Origin of the sequence: Mangrovibacter yixingensis (genome assembly GCF_020523985.1) — a bacterium.
In the GTDB taxonomy this organism is placed as follows: Bacteria; Pseudomonadota; Gammaproteobacteria; order Enterobacterales; family Enterobacteriaceae; genus Mangrovibacter; species Mangrovibacter yixingensis.
Genome location: NZ_JAIVKM010000001.1, coordinates 1 through 14,951 on the forward strand (window position 1 = coordinate 1; position 14,951 = coordinate 14,951).

At 49.1% G+C, this 14,951-nt stretch carries 15 protein-coding genes, 2 tRNA genes and 1 rRNA gene; 9 read left to right on the top strand and 9 right to left on the bottom strand.

Annotated elements, in window-relative coordinates; all coding sequences use genetic code 11:
* The first annotated feature begins 156 nt into the window (after positions 1-156).
* Both rrf and LC084_RS00010 read left to right on the top strand, forming a co-directional pair.
* Positions 157-272: ribosomal RNA gene (gene rrf / locus LC084_RS00005) — 5S ribosomal RNA — on the top strand.
* 82 nt (positions 273-354) lie between these two features.
* A tRNA-Asp gene (locus LC084_RS00010) sits at positions 355-431 on the top strand.
* Positions 432-584: 153 nt separating this feature from the next.
* Here the strand turns inward: LC084_RS00010 and yafC are convergent.
* Positions 585-1,517 (bottom strand): DNA-binding transcriptional regulator YafC, encoded by a 933-nt coding sequence (yafC, locus tag LC084_RS00015; RefSeq protein WP_226568320.1) that lies wholly within the window; start codon positions 1,515-1,517, stop codon positions 585-587.
* A gap of 210 nt (positions 1,518-1,727) precedes the next feature.
* Here yafC and LC084_RS00020 point away from each other — a divergent pair, with 210 nt between their 5' ends.
* Positions 1,728-2,534 carry an endonuclease/exonuclease/phosphatase family protein gene (locus tag LC084_RS00020; protein WP_226568322.1) on the top strand — a complete coding sequence of 269 codons (807 nt, stop codon included), beginning with the start codon at positions 1,728-1,730 and terminating at the stop codon, positions 2,532-2,534.
* A gap of 88 nt (positions 2,535-2,622) precedes the next feature.
* Here LC084_RS00020 and mltD read toward each other — a convergent pair whose 3' ends face one another.
* Both mltD and gloB read right to left on the bottom strand, forming a co-directional pair.
* Entirely contained in the window at positions 2,623-3,987 is a 1,365-nt protein-coding gene (mltD, locus tag LC084_RS00025) for a murein transglycosylase D (RefSeq protein ID WP_226568323.1), read from the bottom strand.
* 69 nt (positions 3,988-4,056) lie between these two features.
* Positions 4,057-4,812, bottom strand: a complete 756-nt coding sequence (gloB, locus tag LC084_RS00030) for a hydroxyacylglutathione hydrolase (RefSeq protein ID WP_226568324.1) — start codon at positions 4,810-4,812, stop codon at positions 4,057-4,059.
* A gap of 37 nt (positions 4,813-4,849) precedes the next feature.
* Between gloB and LC084_RS00035 the strand changes: the two genes are divergently transcribed.
* Positions 4,850-5,590, top strand: a complete 741-nt coding sequence (locus LC084_RS00035; RefSeq protein ID WP_226568325.1) for a class I SAM-dependent methyltransferase — start codon at positions 4,850-4,852, stop codon at positions 5,588-5,590.
* Here the strand turns inward: LC084_RS00035 and rnhA are convergent.
* Complete coding sequence (gene rnhA / locus LC084_RS00040) at positions 5,569-6,141, bottom strand: ribonuclease HI (RefSeq protein WP_226568326.1); 573 nt, start codon at positions 6,139-6,141, stop codon at positions 5,569-5,571. The two genes, LC084_RS00035 and rnhA, sit on opposite strands and share 22 nt — an antisense overlap.
* Between rnhA and dnaQ the strand changes: the two genes are divergently transcribed.
* Positions 6,095-6,823, top strand: a complete 729-nt coding sequence (dnaQ, locus tag LC084_RS00045; protein WP_226568327.1) for a DNA polymerase III subunit epsilon — start codon at positions 6,095-6,097, stop codon at positions 6,821-6,823. The genes rnhA and dnaQ overlap by 47 nt on opposite strands.
* Positions 6,824-6,947: 124 nt before the next feature.
* A tRNA-Asp gene (locus LC084_RS00050) sits at positions 6,948-7,024 on the top strand.
* A gap of 262 nt (positions 7,025-7,286) precedes the next feature.
* On the opposite strand, the gene LC084_RS00055 is transcribed toward LC084_RS00050, so the two are convergent.
* On the bottom strand, positions 7,287-8,771 hold the full coding sequence (locus tag LC084_RS00055) for an NCS1 family nucleobase:cation symporter-1 (protein WP_226568328.1): 1,485 nt from the start codon (positions 8,769-8,771) through the stop codon (positions 7,287-7,289).
* A 145-nt stretch (positions 8,772-8,916) separates the two neighbouring features.
* Here LC084_RS00055 and LC084_RS00060 point away from each other — a divergent pair, with 145 nt between their 5' ends.
* From LC084_RS00060 to puuE, 3 genes are read left to right on the top strand one after another with little or no spacing between them, the layout of a single operon-like run.
* Positions 8,917-9,636, top strand: coding sequence for a GntR family transcriptional regulator (locus LC084_RS00060; protein WP_226568329.1), 720 nt, complete (start codon positions 8,917-8,919; stop codon positions 9,634-9,636).
* Positions 9,633-10,385 carry an aspartate/glutamate racemase family protein gene (locus LC084_RS00065; protein WP_226568331.1) on the top strand — a complete coding sequence of 251 codons (753 nt, stop codon included), beginning with the start codon at positions 9,633-9,635 and terminating at the stop codon, positions 10,383-10,385. The genes LC084_RS00060 and LC084_RS00065 overlap by 4 nt, the downstream gene beginning before the upstream one ends.
* Before the next feature lie 17 nt (positions 10,386-10,402).
* Positions 10,403-11,359 carry an allantoinase PuuE gene (gene puuE / locus LC084_RS00070; protein WP_226568333.1) on the top strand — a complete coding sequence of 319 codons (957 nt, stop codon included), beginning with the start codon at positions 10,403-10,405 and terminating at the stop codon, positions 11,357-11,359.
* A 42-nt stretch (positions 11,360-11,401) separates the two neighbouring features.
* On the opposite strand, the gene hpxZ is transcribed toward puuE, so the two are convergent.
* The 4 genes from hpxZ to LC084_RS00090 are packed head-to-tail and all read right to left on the bottom strand — an operon-like array spanning position 11,402 to position 14,950.
* The gene (gene hpxZ, locus LC084_RS00075) at positions 11,402-11,785 is read right to left on the bottom strand and encodes an oxalurate catabolism protein HpxZ (RefSeq protein WP_226568335.1); all 384 of its coding nucleotides are present in this window, start codon (positions 11,783-11,785) and stop codon (positions 11,402-11,404) included.
* Complete coding sequence (locus LC084_RS00080; protein ID WP_226568337.1) at positions 11,772-13,169, bottom strand: AtzE family amidohydrolase; 1,398 nt, start codon at positions 13,167-13,169, stop codon at positions 11,772-11,774. The genes hpxZ and LC084_RS00080 overlap by 14 nt, the downstream gene beginning before the upstream one ends.
* Positions 13,166-13,354, bottom strand: coding sequence for an oxalurate catabolism protein HpxX (hpxX, locus tag LC084_RS00085; protein ID WP_226568339.1), 189 nt, complete (start codon positions 13,352-13,354; stop codon positions 13,166-13,168). Before hpxX ends, LC084_RS00080 begins: the two co-directional genes overlap by 4 nt.
* A 9-nt stretch (positions 13,355-13,363) precedes the next feature.
* The gene (locus LC084_RS00090) at positions 13,364-14,950 is read right to left on the bottom strand and encodes a gamma-glutamyltransferase family protein (RefSeq protein ID WP_226568341.1); all 1,587 of its coding nucleotides are present in this window, start codon (positions 14,948-14,950) and stop codon (positions 13,364-13,366) included.
* Position 14,951: the final 1 nt, after the last annotated feature.

Here is a 14,951-nt window from a genome sequence, read left to right on the forward strand (position 1 = left end):
GTGTGTAAGCGCAGCGATGCGTTGAGCTAACCGGTACTAATGAACCGTGAGGCTTAACCTTACAACGCCAAAGATGTTTTGGTGTGAGAGACGAATTTTTTAGCTTGTTGACGGATAAGATTCATGGCCGTGAGGCGGTGAATGAAACAGAATATGCCTGGCGGCAAGAGCGCGGTGGTCCCACCTGACCCCATGCCGAACTCAGAAGTGAAACGCCGTAGCGCCGATGGTAGTGTGGGGTCTCCCCATGCGAGAGTAGGGAACTGCCAGGCTTCAATTAAAACATTCGCATTATGCGGGTGTGGAAAGAAAAAGTAATAAGCCATTGTAATGGCTGTTGCAGAAAAATTCGGTGGAGCGGTAGTTCAGTTGGTTAGAATACCTGCCTGTCACGCAGGGGGTCGCGGGTTCGAGTCCCGTCCGTTCCGCCAATTATTATTAACCCCTGAGGAAAACTCAGGGGTTTTTTGTTTTTATCACTTATATCTCCAACTGCATTTTCCAATAATTTTTTAGTTACTATTCAGTGACTGGAAATGGTGGTCATAGCAATAGCAAAACAACCACCATGTCTTTGCAGCATTTTAGCTCTTCAGTTTCACTTGCAATGATTGTGCATTCAGAACCGCTTTATCTGCAAAGCGCTCAGTAAGAAAATCAATGAATGCGCGGATACGTGCACTAATGGCCCGGTCACTGTAGTAAACGGCGCTGAATGGTGTGGGTACTGCTAACTTGTGTGCCTGCAAAACCTCAACTAACCGGCCCTGAGTGATTTCCTCATCGACCATAAAGTCCGATAAGCTGGCAATACCATTCCCACCCAGGCACAACTGCTTGATAGTTTCACCATTGTTAGAGGTTAGCGCCGGGCTAATTTGCCTCAACTGGCCATTCTCATCCGGTACCGCCCATGAATTCAGGGATAACGGCTCGGAAAATCCAATACAGCAATGTGCATCCAGATCTTCAGGCGTTTGAGGCATACCATTTACTGCCAAATATTCTGGTGTGGCGACTATACGGCGATAGCTGTTAAACAACGGCCGGGCGCGTAAACTTGAATCCGATAAGTTACCTACACGAATGGCAACATCTACTTTGCGTTCAATCAGGTTGATAAAGGTTTCAGAAGAAACCAGTGATAGTGTGACTTGTGGGTAGCGCTCGCGAAAGGGTTTGATTAGAGGGACGAGTAAGTGCAATACCACAGGTGTGGCTGCATCAACAATCAATGTCCCTGCTGGCGTTTCTTTGGTTTCCTGTAGCTCATTTTCAGCATCTGCCATTTCCTGAAGAATATGCTGAGCCCGGCGGAAGTAACGCTGGCCTTCCTCGGTTAAACTTAATTGCCGTGTTGTTCGGTTGAGTAGGTTCACTCCCAACTTCATTTCAAGGCGCTTAACCGCTCTGCTAACTGCTGAGTTAGCCTGGTTCAGTTGAACGGCTGCACGGCTGAAGCTGCCATTTTCTACAACAGCGACGAAAACCCCGAGTTCCTCAGAATTTGTTTTCATTATTGCCTCCATGGCAATAGTTAAATTGTTTTATGGGCAATTTGGTAATAAAAGTACCCTGCATCTTTACTGGCTGGCAATGAAAATACTGAAATAGTGCATCTTGCTTTATCAAAGCCAGCGGATGATTGAAACTGACCGCTAAAAATTCTATAACTGAAATGACTGCTAACATGTTGTGTGCAGTGAAACGAAAAGGTGTGTTGTAACGTGCGTAAACCGACCTATGCCATGCGTTATGTCGCAGGCCAGCCTGCGGAGAGAATTTTGCCGCCAGGGGCGTTTTCGAGCATTGGTCAGGCTCTTCCTTCCGGAATTCCGCTTACCAGTGAGGAGCGGATACGTATTCTGGTATGGAATATTTTTAAACAGCAACGCAATGAGTGGCTGTCGGTACTGAAGAATTTTGGTAAAGATGCACACTTGGTGTTATTACAGGAAGCCCAGACAACGCCTGAGCTGGTTGATTTCGCAACTTCGAATTACCTTGCGGCCGACCAGGTACCTGCCTTGATCCTGCCTCAACACCCTTCAGGCGTGATGACACTCTCTTCTGCTCATCCTATTTACTGCTGCCCACTACGCGAGCGAGAGCCCATACTGCGGCTTGCCAAGTCTGCTCTGGTCACTGTTTACCCACTACCTGATACCCGAATGCTGATGGTTGTAAATATTCATGCCATCAACTTTACTTTGGGTGTGGACGTGTATAGCAAACAATTAGCCCCCATCCGGGAACAAATGGCGCATCATAATGGGCCAGTTATTATGGCGGGTGATTTCAATGCGTGGAGCCGCCCCAGGATCAGTGCGTTATACGGATTTGCCCGAGAAATGTCACTACGAGAAGTACGTTTTAAAGATGACCAGCGGAAAAGAGCTTTTGGGCGCCCACTGGATTTTGTCTTTTATCGTGGCCTGAATGTGGCGAACGCGTCTGTTCTGGTTACTCAGGCCTCTGACCACAACCCACTGTTAGTGGAATTTGACCCATGCAAGCCAGATAAGACAAAATAAAAAACCGCCTGTATCGATACTCTGTTTCACAGCAGTATATCTACAGACGGTTTAGCAGGCATGATGCGTATGTTATGGCCCTGGCTCCTTAGGAGTCGGGTTTAGTCCCATCATCAACAAACAAAGTTAACTGGTCGCCAGGTTTAATGGCGTCAACATCCTTATTCCAGCGCATGACATCATTAATGTTGAGGCCATGCCGCCTGGCGATGCTGTACAGGGAATCACCTTTTTTAACACGATAGGTGATGCTGTCATTTTTCACCAGCCGGGAATCACTGTTCAGCGTTCCTGTTTGCAGAGTCTGACCAACCTTGATCTTGCTGGATGTCAGGTTATTCCACGCTCGTAAATCATGCTCAGAGACATTCAACCGAGCGGCAATGGCAGAAAGCGTGTCACCGCGGCGTACTGTATACGCAGCGCTGCTATTGCTGGCGACCAGAGAAGACTGCATCGCGTCGAACGTATTTGCAGCCAAAGAGCTACGGAGCTCATCCGCATGCTTTTGTGGCACCATGACATACTTCGGGCCGCTCTTGCCTAATACTTCCCCTTTGTAGCCCGCATTAAATGTTTTCAGCTTTTTAAGCGACATACCTGCCATTTCGGCAAGTTGGTCCATCTGAACCGGGCTGGACACTTTCACTTTTGCCAAAGCACGACTTTCATCTGGCGTAGGCAAGCGAACACCATAACGCTGACTATTTTTGAAAATCTCACTCAGCGCTAACATTTTGGGAACATAGACACGCGTTTCATGCGGCAAAGAAAGTGACCAAAAGTCCGTTGGTTTCCCATGGGCCTTGTTCGCTTTTATCGCACGCATTACCCTGCCTTCACCGCTGTTATACGCAGCAACTGTCAATAACCAGTCACCGTCAAACATACGATTCAGGCGTTGCATCATGTCCAATGCGGCGGTTGTGGAAGCTACCACATCACGACGCGCATCATACTCACGAGTTTGCTTTAAACCATAATTCCTTCCCGTGCTCGGAATGATTTGCCAAATGCCTGCGGCATTAGCACCAGACGTTGCATGGGGGTTAAAAGCGCTCTCCACTATGGGTAGTAGTACCAGCTCCATCGGCATGTTACGTTTCTTAACTTGCCCGGCTATCCAGTACATATACGGCTCTGCCCGTAAAGTTACATCGTGGAGATAGCTCTTATTACTCAAATATTTCTGTTTTTGTTCGCGAATCCGGGCGTTTTCCGGAATCCCCATCTTTAGCTCGTTGCCAATGAAGGTCCACAGGTCCTGATCATGCGCGAAGGAAGTACCATCGTTCAACCATCGCGCGCTGTCCGCCTGACCTGCGAACTTTCCTGCTTCTCCTTGACCAGCCGCAGAAAGGCTCTGTGCGTGCTGTTGAATATGCCCGTCATGTTTCGACGCCTGGCACCCAACCAGCAGGACAGAGGCGATTAGAATCGCTTTTGCCTTCATGTGTGTGTCAATAGTTGCTTAAAAGACGAGCGATGATACCTGCGACTGCAAAATAACTCAACCCTGGATTTAGAAGTTATCTTTCTTTGCGCGTAACCAGGCAAAATATTGCTCAGGTTGTTGCAAAGTTGTTTCATCTCTTATTTTCTCAATTAAAACAGTATCATCCGTTCGTAAAAAAAGATTAATTCGCCGCTCATTTTCCAGCGTTGAGGGGAGGGAAGAGTGACTTTTTTTACGTAACTCATTAACTTCATTACTGTATTTAACTAACGCTTCATCTTTCGGGAGAATACTTAAGGAAAAGTTAATATTTGATTGAGTGTATTCATGTGCGCAACAAACTAAAGTATTGGCTGGTAACTGGTTTAATGTTTTAAGAGACTGGTACATCTGGGTTGGTGTACCTTCAAAAATTCGGCCACATCCACCAGAAAAAAGCGTATCGCCACAAAATAGATAAGGAGAACTGTAATAGCAGATATGTCCTAAAGTGTGACCAGGTGTGAATATCACCTCAAAATCGAGCCCCAGTAATGTGAATTTATCGCCATCAGCCAGTATGTGAGTGGTCCCTTTACTGCTGGTTTCTTCGGGCCCATAAACAACCAGTTCTGGCCATATCGCACGTAAATCCGCCACCCCGCCAGTGTGGTCGTCATGGTGGTGGGTGAGCAAAATAGCTACTGGTTTCCAGCCAAATTTCTTCACACTATCAATAACAGGTCTGGCATCACCTGGGTCGACAACCAGGCATTCTCCTGTGGAGTTATAGAGTACCCAGATATAGTTGTCCTGAAATGCAGGAATACTGGTAAGATTCATAAATGACCTCAGTAATGCTCGCAAATGGAAGGTTTTAATGAAACCGGCAAGGACACCTTTGCCACTCCAGGCGCCCGGACAGTGGGCTGAATTGCCTTGGGGTGAATACTATCGTGAAGCGCTCGAACGCCAGGTGCAACCCTGGCTTGGAAAAATGTTTGGGTTCCATTTGATTAAACTGGGGAATTTGAGCGCAGAAATCAATACCAGTGAATGCCCTATATCACACCAGGTGAATGTGGCAATGCAAGGGCACGCACTTCATGTGATTGCCGATCCATTAGCATTGCCTTTTGCAGCAAAATCTGTTGATGCTTGCTTATTAGCTCATGGTTTGTCCTGGTGCCAGGATCCACACCGTTTGCTGAGGGAAGTTGATCGCATCTTGATAGATGATGGCTGGTTAATCCTGAGTGGCTTTAACCCTGTCAGCCTACTTGGCGCTGGTAAAGCCGTGCCCTTTCGCAGCAAAAAAGGCGCAACCCAGAGCCGAATGTTTACTCTGGTTCGTCAACTGGACTGGCTTTCATTGCTTAATTTTGAAGTGCTGCATTACAAACGTTTCCATGTTCTCCCCTGGCACCGGTTAGGTGGGCGGTTACTCTCCACTCACCTTCCGGCTCTGGGTTGCATGCAGTTGATCGTGGCACGGAAAAGAACCATTCCATTAACGATGAACCCGATGTCTGCTCGTAAATCCCGTGCATCACTGCGCCCGGCAGTGACGGCTTCCCGCCAATACCGAAAATCTTCGGATCACCCGTTTTCAGATAAATAGCCCGTATCTTCCTGTGATGGCGAGCCAGCGGCTGTTCGTGCCAGTTCGTCACACCGCTCATTCTCAGGGTGCCCGGCATGGCCCTTTACCCATTCCCATTTAATGTTGTGCTGGCTAAGTGCGCTATCCAGCCTCTTCCACAGATCCACATTTTTGACTGGCTTTTTATCTGCGGTTTTCCAGCCACGCTTTTTCCAGTTATGGATCCAGGAGGTAATCCCCTGGCGAACATACTGACTGTCGGTACTCAGTGTGATATCGCAGTGTTCCTTAATGGCTTCAAGTGCGACGATCGCCGCCATTAATTCCATTCTATTGTTCGTTGTGAGGTAGTATCCTTCACTGAAGGTTTTTTCGTGTTGTTTGTAACGTAAAATCGCACCGTAGCCACCTGGGCCTGGGTTCCCTAGACAAGAGCCATCGGTGAAAATTTCTACCTGTTTACGCATTCTGGTAAACTTCCCGGGTCTGAAGAAAAAACTAAGTCTGACACAAACGAGCGCTATGAGCACAGAAATCACAAGACAGATCGTTCTCGATACTGAAACCACAGGTATGAACCAGGTAGGGGCGCACTACGAAGGGCACCGTATTATCGAAATTGGTGCTGTTGAAGTGATTAACCGCCGCCTGACGGGTAACAACTTCCATATTTATCTGAAACCAGACCGTTTAGTCGACCCGGAAGCCTTTATGGTTCATGGGATTTCAGATGAATTTCTGGCATATCAGCCAGTATTCGCTGATGTTGTCGATGATTTTCTCGATTATATTCGTGGTGCTGAATTAGTCATCCATAACGCATCGTTTGATATCGGCTTTATGGATTATGAGTTTGGCATGCTCAATAAGGGCATTGGTAAAACGGAAACATTCTGTAAAGTCACCGATAGCTTGGCTCTGGCGCGCCGTATGTTCCCAGGCAAACGTAACAGCCTGGATGCCTTGTGCTCGCGCTACGAAATAGACAACAGCAAGCGAACACTGCACGGGGCATTACTCGATGCCCAAATCCTTGCTGATGTCTACCTGACTATGACAGGCGGGCAAACCAGCATAAAATTTGCGATGGAAGGTGATGCCCAACAGGCTGCAGACTCAACAGGTATACAACGTGTAGTGCGTGCTGGTGGGCTGAAAATAGTTAGAGCTTCTGATGAAGAATGTGTTGCCCATGAATCTCGTCTGGACCTGGTTCAGAAAAAGGGCGGTAGTTGCATGTGGCGTGCATAATAATGTGCAAAATCCGGTCATTCAGGTGAATTTTGCGCCAACCAGCCAAAATAGAAAGAAAAAGCGTTGACGCTTCTGCAAGGTATCCGTAATATCCGCATCGTTCCCGACGGGGAACAATCGCGGAGCGGTAGTTCAGTTGGTTAGAATACCTGCCTGTCACGCAGGGGGTCGCGGGTTCGAGTCCCGTCCGTTCCGCCACTATTTGAGCGCCATGTTAATCTTTAACATGGCGCTTTTTCGTTTCTGATTGCCATCAATTTATCCACTCGTGATTTGTCTTTGCTACTGGCTAACGACTACTGGTAATGACATGTAGCGCAGTTATATAAGCTGCTTTGCAGAAATTTAACTGGCTCTGTTGCTGTTGACTACGATATTTTACGGATCTCACGTATTTTTCCCGGGAAAATAGCGTATTAGAGGTGCCAGCGAAATGACTGGCACCTTACTGTATACATCATTATTCTTGCGAGGCCGCTACCCTGTCAGTACGCGGGCCGGATACATGCACCCGGTCATTACGGGCAATCCAGCGGTAACTTCCAGCTGCCAAAAATGCACCGATAAACCAGCTAAAGTTAGCAACCGCATGTAATGACGGAATAAAGCTGATAATCAGGCACACCACAACAGACGGAATCAATGCAGCAATTGCTTTCGGGTTGAAGCCCTTGTTGTACCAGTAGGGGCCATCCTGAGACACACTAAATAATGCATCCACATTAATTGTGCCACGTTTAATTAAATAAAAATCAGCAAGTAAAATGCCAAAAAGTGGGCCAATAAAAGAACCCAGAACATCCAGAGTGTAATGGATCAATTCTGGTGACTGGAACAGATTCCACGGAGTTAATAAAACAGAGCCTACAGCAGCAATCATACCACCAGTACGGAAACTGATCTTTTGAGGTGAGCAGTTTGAGAAATCAAAAGCGGGTGACACAAAGTTTGCGACAATATTAATCCCTATAGTGGCAGTAATCATGGTCAGCAAACCTATCGCCATCGCCACGCTATTTCCCACATGGCTGACTGTCTCAATAGGGTCGGTAATCATTTTGCCAAATAATGATTGTGTACCAGAAACAATAATGACAGTCACAATGGAAAATAGCAGAAAATTAAATGGCAGCCCCCAGCGATTCCCACGGCGAATTTCATTCATGTTTTTCGCATAACGCGAGAAATCACCGAAATTGAGCAGTGGCCCAGAAAAATAGGAAACCACCAGCGCAGTCGCTGTAATCATTTCCCAGACCTGGGCTGAAGGACTCAGCGTTTTACTTGATAGTGTGAAAGAAATGCCATCCAGACCGGTCTGGTAAAGTATCCAGCCCGCAAGGCACATCATAACGACATACACAGCTGGGCCTGCCACATCAATAAATCGTTTAATGGCGTCCATTCCGTGCCAGAACACCATAGCCTGCAATACCCACATAATGCCAAAACAAATCCATCCCAGATGCGAAAGCCCCAAAAAGTGAGCCTGTGTCATTGGCGCGAGCGAAGGCCAAAATTTCAAAATAACCAGCATCAGAGCATTTGCTGCCAGGTATGTCTGAATGCCGTACCAGGCAAACGCAATCAAACCACGGATTACTGCGGGAATATTGGCACCAAATACCCCAAAAGCCTGGCGGCTGATAACGGCATAAGGCACGCCGGCCATTTGGCTGGGTTTGGCTACCAGGTTAGCGCATACCTGAACAATACAAATACCCACCAACAGGCACAACAGCACTTGCCAGCTTGATAAACCTAATGCAAAAAAACTGGCAGCAACAACATAGCCGCCCATGCTGTGAACATCTGACATCCAGAATGAAAATATATTGTACCAGGTCCAACGTTGTTGGCGTGTGGGCGCCAGATCTTCATTGCACAATCTTGGGCTGTAGCCCGCATTGGGGTTATCAGCAGTTGTATGGTGAACGTTTGGCATGGATTCTGCTCCTTTACTCAATAGCAGCTGATGATGGTTTGTGCGGTAACTGTTGCAGGAACCAGGCCAGGTTCACATTTTTTGTGTACTTATTTTATATATATTGTATACAAGATAGAAAATGCATTGTGTACGGGAGTAATGAATGAGGCAGCAAGATGTGGGGCAACCCCAGCAAGAGCAACAAGATAAAGAAGCCGAAATATGGCAATCATTAATGAGAGCGATCGTTGAGCATCAACTTCCTCCGGGATGTAAGCTCCCTGAAGAAGCGCTGGCTGAAGCCTTTGGTGTGAGCCGAACGGGGATCAGAAAGGTCCTGACACGCCTTGCAACAGTGCAAATGGTCACTATGACGCCCCGGCGTGGTGCGTTTGTAGCAAGCCCTGGAGTAGAAGAATCAAAACAGATCTTCCGTACTCGCACGTTACTCGAATGTGCCAATCTACCTGATGTAGTGGCACATATTCAGCCGCCACATATTGCTGCGCTGGAAAATATCACTCGGCGCGAAGAACAAGCTCATCGCGAGCATGATGGCGCGGCAGCCATTCGTTACTCCGCAGATTTTCATATTCAACTCCATGCGATTTCTGGCAACGAGGTTATGGTTGAGACACTTACACGCCTGACACAGCGTTCCTCATTAGTGATAGCGGCCTGGGGGGCGCCATGGCAACAAGGTTGCCGGTGTGATGATCATGGCGTGCTGATTGATGCCCTGCGTCAAAAAGACCCTGACAGACTAATATCGTGTATGCAACAGCACTTCGAAGACATTCTTCATAGCCTGCATTTTGAACGAAGCGGTGAAACAGTTCCTGATTTTTCACGCCTGTTTGGTATACAAGAGGCAAAGAAATGACCACGTTGCGTATTCAGGTGATCAACCCCAATACCAGCCTTGCAATGACTCAGACTATCGGTGAGGCAGCCCGTATGGTCGCCAGTTCGGGTACTGAAATTTTGCCAGTCTGCCCATCCCACGGTGTACCTTCTATTGAAGGTCATTTTGATGAAGCGATTGGCGCTATGGGCGTGCTGGAACAGGTAACGTTGGGGGAACGTGCTGGGGTTGATGGGCATATTATTGCTTGTTTTGGTGACCCAGGCTTGCTGGCGGCTCGTGAACTGGCAACTGGGCCTGTGGTTGGCATAGCGGAAGCGGCTATGCATATGGCCACACTGGTTGCGACACGCTTCTCTATTGTCACTACTTTACCGCGCACGGTGATTATCGCCCACCATTTATTACGGCAGTATGGTTTTGAGCACCACTGTCAGGCAGTTCATTCCATTGATTTACCAGTATTGTCTTTAGAGGATGGCACGGGTTTTGCTCAACAAAAGGTTAGGGAGCGTTGTATACAGGCCAAAGCGCAGGATAACTGTGGCGCGATTGTGCTGGGGTGTGGCGGTATGGCAAATCTGGCGAGAGAACTTAGCCATGAGCTCTGTATTCCGGTCATTGATGGCGTGAGTGCTGCGGTCAAAATGGTAGAAGCTCTGCTTGGACTGGGATTGGGAACCAGCAAACAAGGTGATTTGGCAAAACCCAATCCCAAACCGCTAACTGGCCCGTATACAATCTTCAATGACCCATCTGTGATGTAGAAAGAGGAAAGTAAGGCATGCAATCAGAACAAGAAAATAACCCCCTGGCCTTTACACAAAACTACCCGCGCGACATGCTCGGTTATGCCGGAAAACCACCGCATCCACACTGGCCAGGGGGGGCCCGCCTGGCGATTCAATTTGTCCTGAATTATGAAGAGGGCAGTGAAAACAACGTATTACATGGTGACAGTGGTTCTGAGCAATTTTTGTCAGACATCATTGGTGCCGCCAGTTATCCAGACCGTCACATGTCGATGGATTCGCTCTATGAATATGGTTCGCGAGCGGGTTTCTGGCGCATCCACAACGAATTTCAACGCCGTGGGTTAACCATGACAATTTTTGGTGTGGCGATGGCGTTGGCGCGTAACCCGGAAGTTGTCCAGGCAATCAAAAATGCCGACTATGACGTGGTTAGCCATGGCTGGCGCTGGCTTCATTACCAAAATATTGATGAACAAACAGAACGTCAGCATATGCAGCAGGCGATTGAAACCCTGGAAAACTTGTTTGGTAAAAAGCCACTGGGTTGGTATACCGGGCGCGATAGCCCGAATACTCGCAGGCTGGTGGTTGAACAAGGGAGTTTTCAGTACGACAGTGATTATTATGGCGACGACTTGCCTTTCTGGAGTGAAGTAACCTGCCAGGATGGCACGGTGAAACCTCATCTGGTCGTGCCTTATACACTGGATGCGAACGACATGCGCTTTGCTACTGCGCAAGGGTTTAACACAGCGGAACAGTTCTACACTTACCTTAAAGACAGCTTTGATGTGTTATACGAAGAAGGCGAACATGCACCGAAAATGATGTCAGTAGGTATGCATTGCCGGTTATTAGGCCGCCCTGGTCGCTTCCGGGCACTGCAACGTTTCCTGGATTATATACAGGGTTTCAATGATGTCTGGGTTTGCCGCCGGCAGGATATTGCTGACCACTGGATAAAAACGCATCCGTGGCAGAAGTAATCGCAGCGGGATGGCTTCACCGGCCATCCCACAATAAACGTTTCAGCCCATTTTACTGACATGAGCGGCAACAATCCGCCAGCCAAACGGGAACTTCACCCAGGTTTGCATCTGGCGGCCAATACTCTCGCTGCCTTCACGGGTGAACTCAGTGCAGGTTACAGCCATTTCTTCACCGAAAGTGGTGATAGTTGTGTTATGCAGAGTGCGATCCAGTCCCTTGGGGGAACGGCCCTGGCGAAAGGCGCGGATCTCGGAAATGCCGTAGAGATTTTCTGTCGCACCATAGCGTACCGTGCGCGCATCCTCCCAAAAAAGTTCATCCAGAACGTCAACATCGTTGCTTACCAACGCTTGCTCATAGCGATAAAACGCGGCGGTGACTTCATTTAAAATAGCTTGTCTGTCGATATTATCTCTGTTCATGGAATACACCCTGTGCTGGTGTTGCCTGGCAAATATTCTGTAAAACAAGTGACTGTGCAGCCTGCAGGCAGCGTTTCTCCTGCCAGGGGGCACCAATCAGTTGTACACCAATGGGTAGGCCACCTGCCGTGATGAGGGGAACGGTTACAACAGGTAAACCCAAAAATGAAATAGGTTGGGTCAACATACCCATACTGGCTTTTACTGGCAAATCACACTGGTTAATGCGCATGGTTTGCTGCCCAATTTCAGTGGCACAGCACGGTGTGGCCGGGGCAATCAGAATATCAAAGTCATTGAATAACGGGAGTGTTACATCCCGAAACCAGGCCCGGAAGCGTTGTGCCTGTGTATACCAGGCTGAAGGGGTCATTGCACCTGCGAGCAGGCGGTCCCTGGAGTTCGGTTCGAATTCCTCCGGTTTTGTGCGTAGTAACGGTAAATAGTGGTTTCCACCTTCAGCGGCAGAAAGCAGGAAAGCGGCTGAACGCGCCATTTCAGCTTGTGGCAGTGTAATACTTTCTGTTGCCTGTAATCCCCTGGCAATTCGGCTGACGGCATCTCTGGCATCATCATCGCACCAGGTATCAAAATAGCCACCCAGCACAGCACAACGCAAAGGCCGCTCTGGCATAAGAGACTGTTCGATTAATGCCGGAGAGCGGCGTGCCTGAAAGTGATCATGGGGATCATCGCCCTGAAGCGAATCATAGACCAGCGCCAGATCTTCCACATGACGCGCCATAGGGCCAATATGATCGAGGCTCGCGACAAAAGGCTGGCTACCACTACGGGACAGACGGCCGAAGGTCGGTTTCAGGCCAAAAATGCCACACAACGAGGAAGGAACACGAATTGACCCGTTGGTGTCAGTACCCAGCGAGAAATTCACCAGCCCGGCGGCAACTGCTGCGGCAGAACCACCAGATGACCCTCCGGCGACCCGGCTAAGATCATGGGGATTATGGGTTGCCCCATAGTGTGTGTTCTCGGTAGTAAAGCCGTAGGCATATGCATCCATATTGAGTGCCCCGGCCAGGGACGCCCCTGCGTGCTGTAATTGCTTGATAGCGAAAGCATCATGGCTGGCTGGTGGGTTATCACGAAATAACCGGGCACCGGCCAGAGTCGTTATTCCACTAATATCAAATAAATTTTTAACAGCGTAGGGAACACCGGCAAGTGGGGGAAGTATCTCATTGCGAGCAATGCGCTGGTCTGTCTGTGCGGCTTCATCCAGCATGCGCTGGTGAGTTATGTGGGTAAACGCGTTGATAGCTGGGTTAATGCGTTCAATGTCTGCAAGCGCCTGTGTCGCCAGTTCGGTGGCGGAAAAAGATTTCTCGCGCAGGCCTTGTTGAATATCACTTATCCGCAAACTCATAACTGGTATACCCCGGCGACTTCCTGGCGCTGGTCCAGCTCAAAGTCCATTAATGGTTGTGCCATCGCATTAATGCGGCGCAATTGCACTTCAAGTTCTGCCCGGCGTGCATCATCCAGCGGCATATCCAGTATTTGGGCCATTAACGCAATATAGCCCGGCCAGTCAAAATCGGTTGTTTGCATGTTCTCTCCTTAAAATCCGGCGGCACTGCCATTGCTGCGAGGGTCATAAGCGCCTTCGAGCATACCGTTGGTATGGCGCACAATTGCACCAGCATGACCAACAGCCTCACTGAAGTCATCCAGAGCTTCCACTTCGTGGCCCATGGCGCGCAAGGATTCAAATGTTTGTGGGCTGAAGCGGTTTTCCAGTTTCAGGCTGTCTGAGGATTGCCCCCAGGTGCGGCCAAGTAGCCAGCGGGGAGCTGAAACAGCCTGTTGCAGTGGCACGCCTTGAAGCACATAGCGAGTAAACAGTGCAGCCTGCGTCTGTGGCTGCCCGTCACCTCCCATCGATCCGTAAACCATCACTCTGCCATCAGCCAGGCGAACAGCGGCCGGGTTTAGTGTGTGAAAAGGTTGCTTGCCTGGCGATAAAGCCAAAATATGCTGGGGATCCAGGCTGAATGCAGCCCCACGGTTTTGCCACAGTACACCGCTTTGTGGCAGCACTACACCGCTGCCAAATTCATGGTAAATGCTCTGAATAAAAGAAACAGCTAACCCGTTATTATCAATAACACCCATCCATACTGTATCTCCCGGGCCTTTGCCTGTTCCCCAGGGAGCGGCCTGGTTATCATCAATTTCAGCTGCCATATTTTCTAAGTTTTCCGGATCAAGCAGGCTTTGCACCGGGCGAGTAACATGGCGAGGGTCGGTTATGTACTGATCACGCAGGGCAAATGCTTTTTTCGTGGCTTCAACAATCCGGTGAATGGTTTGCACTTCGTTCGCTTGTGCCATATCCATTCCGGCTGTGATGCCAAGGATCGCCAGCGAAACCAACCCCTGAGTAGGTGGCGCAAGGTTATAGACATCACCTTGTGGGTGAGTCAGATGCAATGGTAACCGGCGGCGAGCCCGGTGTGCGGCCAGGTCCTGCAAAGTAACCGGTATTCCCAGTTCTTCCAGCTCCTGAGCCATCTGGCTGGCAAGGGGGCCACGGTAAAAACTATCCAGGCCTTCGGTGGTTAAGCGTGTTAGCGTCTGCGCCAGTCGTGGCTGGCAAAAGCGGCTACCTGCTACAGGAACTTCCCCCCGGGAAAGAAAGGTTTGCGCGAAACCCGGTACATTTGCCAGTTCATGATACTTTCCCTGAGTGGCAATCGCTTGTGACTGCGTGACAGGTATACCATCGGCTGCATAACGAATAGCGTCGGCCAGCAAACGGGAAAGTGGTAATTGCCCTCCACCTAATTCCTGTGAAATCAACAGTGCTTCCTGCCACCCACTGATAGTACCTGGCACGGTTAGTGCAGCACGAGGGCCACGGTGTGGAATATGTGTTTCATTGGCGTAGAACTCCATCGAAGCCAGTGAGCCTGCCGCACCACTTGCGTCTATGGCGACGGGTTCGCCTTCAGGTGGAACGATTAGCCAGAAGCCATCACCACCAATACCATTCATATGAGGGTAGGTGACGGCAATAGTGGCAGCCGCGGCCACCATGGCTTCAATCGCGTCACCGCCGTGACGTAATACGGACAAGGCGGTTTCACTCGCCAGGTGGTGTGGCGTAACAGCCATACCTGAAGGGGCCATGTTGCTTTGTATCATC

Excerpts from the sequence above, each read along its gene's own strand:
- yafC (WP_226568320.1), bottom strand. The coding sequence starts at position 1,517 with ATGAAAACAAATTCTGAGGAACTCGGGGTTTTCGTCGCTGTTGTAGAA.
- mltD (WP_226568323.1), bottom strand. The coding sequence starts at position 3,987 with ATGAAGGCAAAAGCGATTCTAATCGCCTCTGTCCTGCTGGTTGGGTGC.
- gloB (WP_226568324.1), bottom strand. The coding sequence starts at position 4,812 with ATGAATCTTACCAGTATTCCTGCATTTCAGGACAACTATATCTGGGTA.
- LC084_RS00035 (WP_226568325.1), top strand. The coding sequence starts at position 4,850 with ATGAAACCGGCAAGGACACCTTTGCCACTCCAGGCGCCCGGACAGTGG.
- dnaQ (WP_226568327.1), top strand. The coding sequence starts at position 6,095 with ATGAGCACAGAAATCACAAGACAGATCGTTCTCGATACTGAAACCACA.
- LC084_RS00055 (WP_226568328.1), bottom strand. The coding sequence starts at position 8,771 with ATGCCAAACGTTCACCATACAACTGCTGATAACCCCAATGCGGGCTAC.
- LC084_RS00060 (WP_226568329.1), top strand. The coding sequence starts at position 8,917 with ATGAGGCAGCAAGATGTGGGGCAACCCCAGCAAGAGCAACAAGATAAA.
- LC084_RS00065 (WP_226568331.1), top strand. The coding sequence starts at position 9,633 with ATGACCACGTTGCGTATTCAGGTGATCAACCCCAATACCAGCCTTGCA.
- puuE (WP_226568333.1), top strand. The coding sequence starts at position 10,403 with ATGCAATCAGAACAAGAAAATAACCCCCTGGCCTTTACACAAAACTAC.
- hpxZ (WP_226568335.1), bottom strand. The coding sequence starts at position 11,785 with ATGAACAGAGATAATATCGACAGACAAGCTATTTTAAATGAAGTCACC.
- LC084_RS00080 (WP_226568337.1), bottom strand. The coding sequence starts at position 13,169 with ATGAGTTTGCGGATAAGTGATATTCAACAAGGCCTGCGCGAGAAATCT.
- hpxX (WP_226568339.1), bottom strand. The coding sequence starts at position 13,354 with ATGCAAACAACCGATTTTGACTGGCCGGGCTATATTGCGTTAATGGCC.
- LC084_RS00090 (WP_226568341.1), bottom strand. The coding sequence starts at position 14,950 with ATGATACAAAGCAACATGGCCCCTTCAGGTATGGCTGTTACGCCACAC.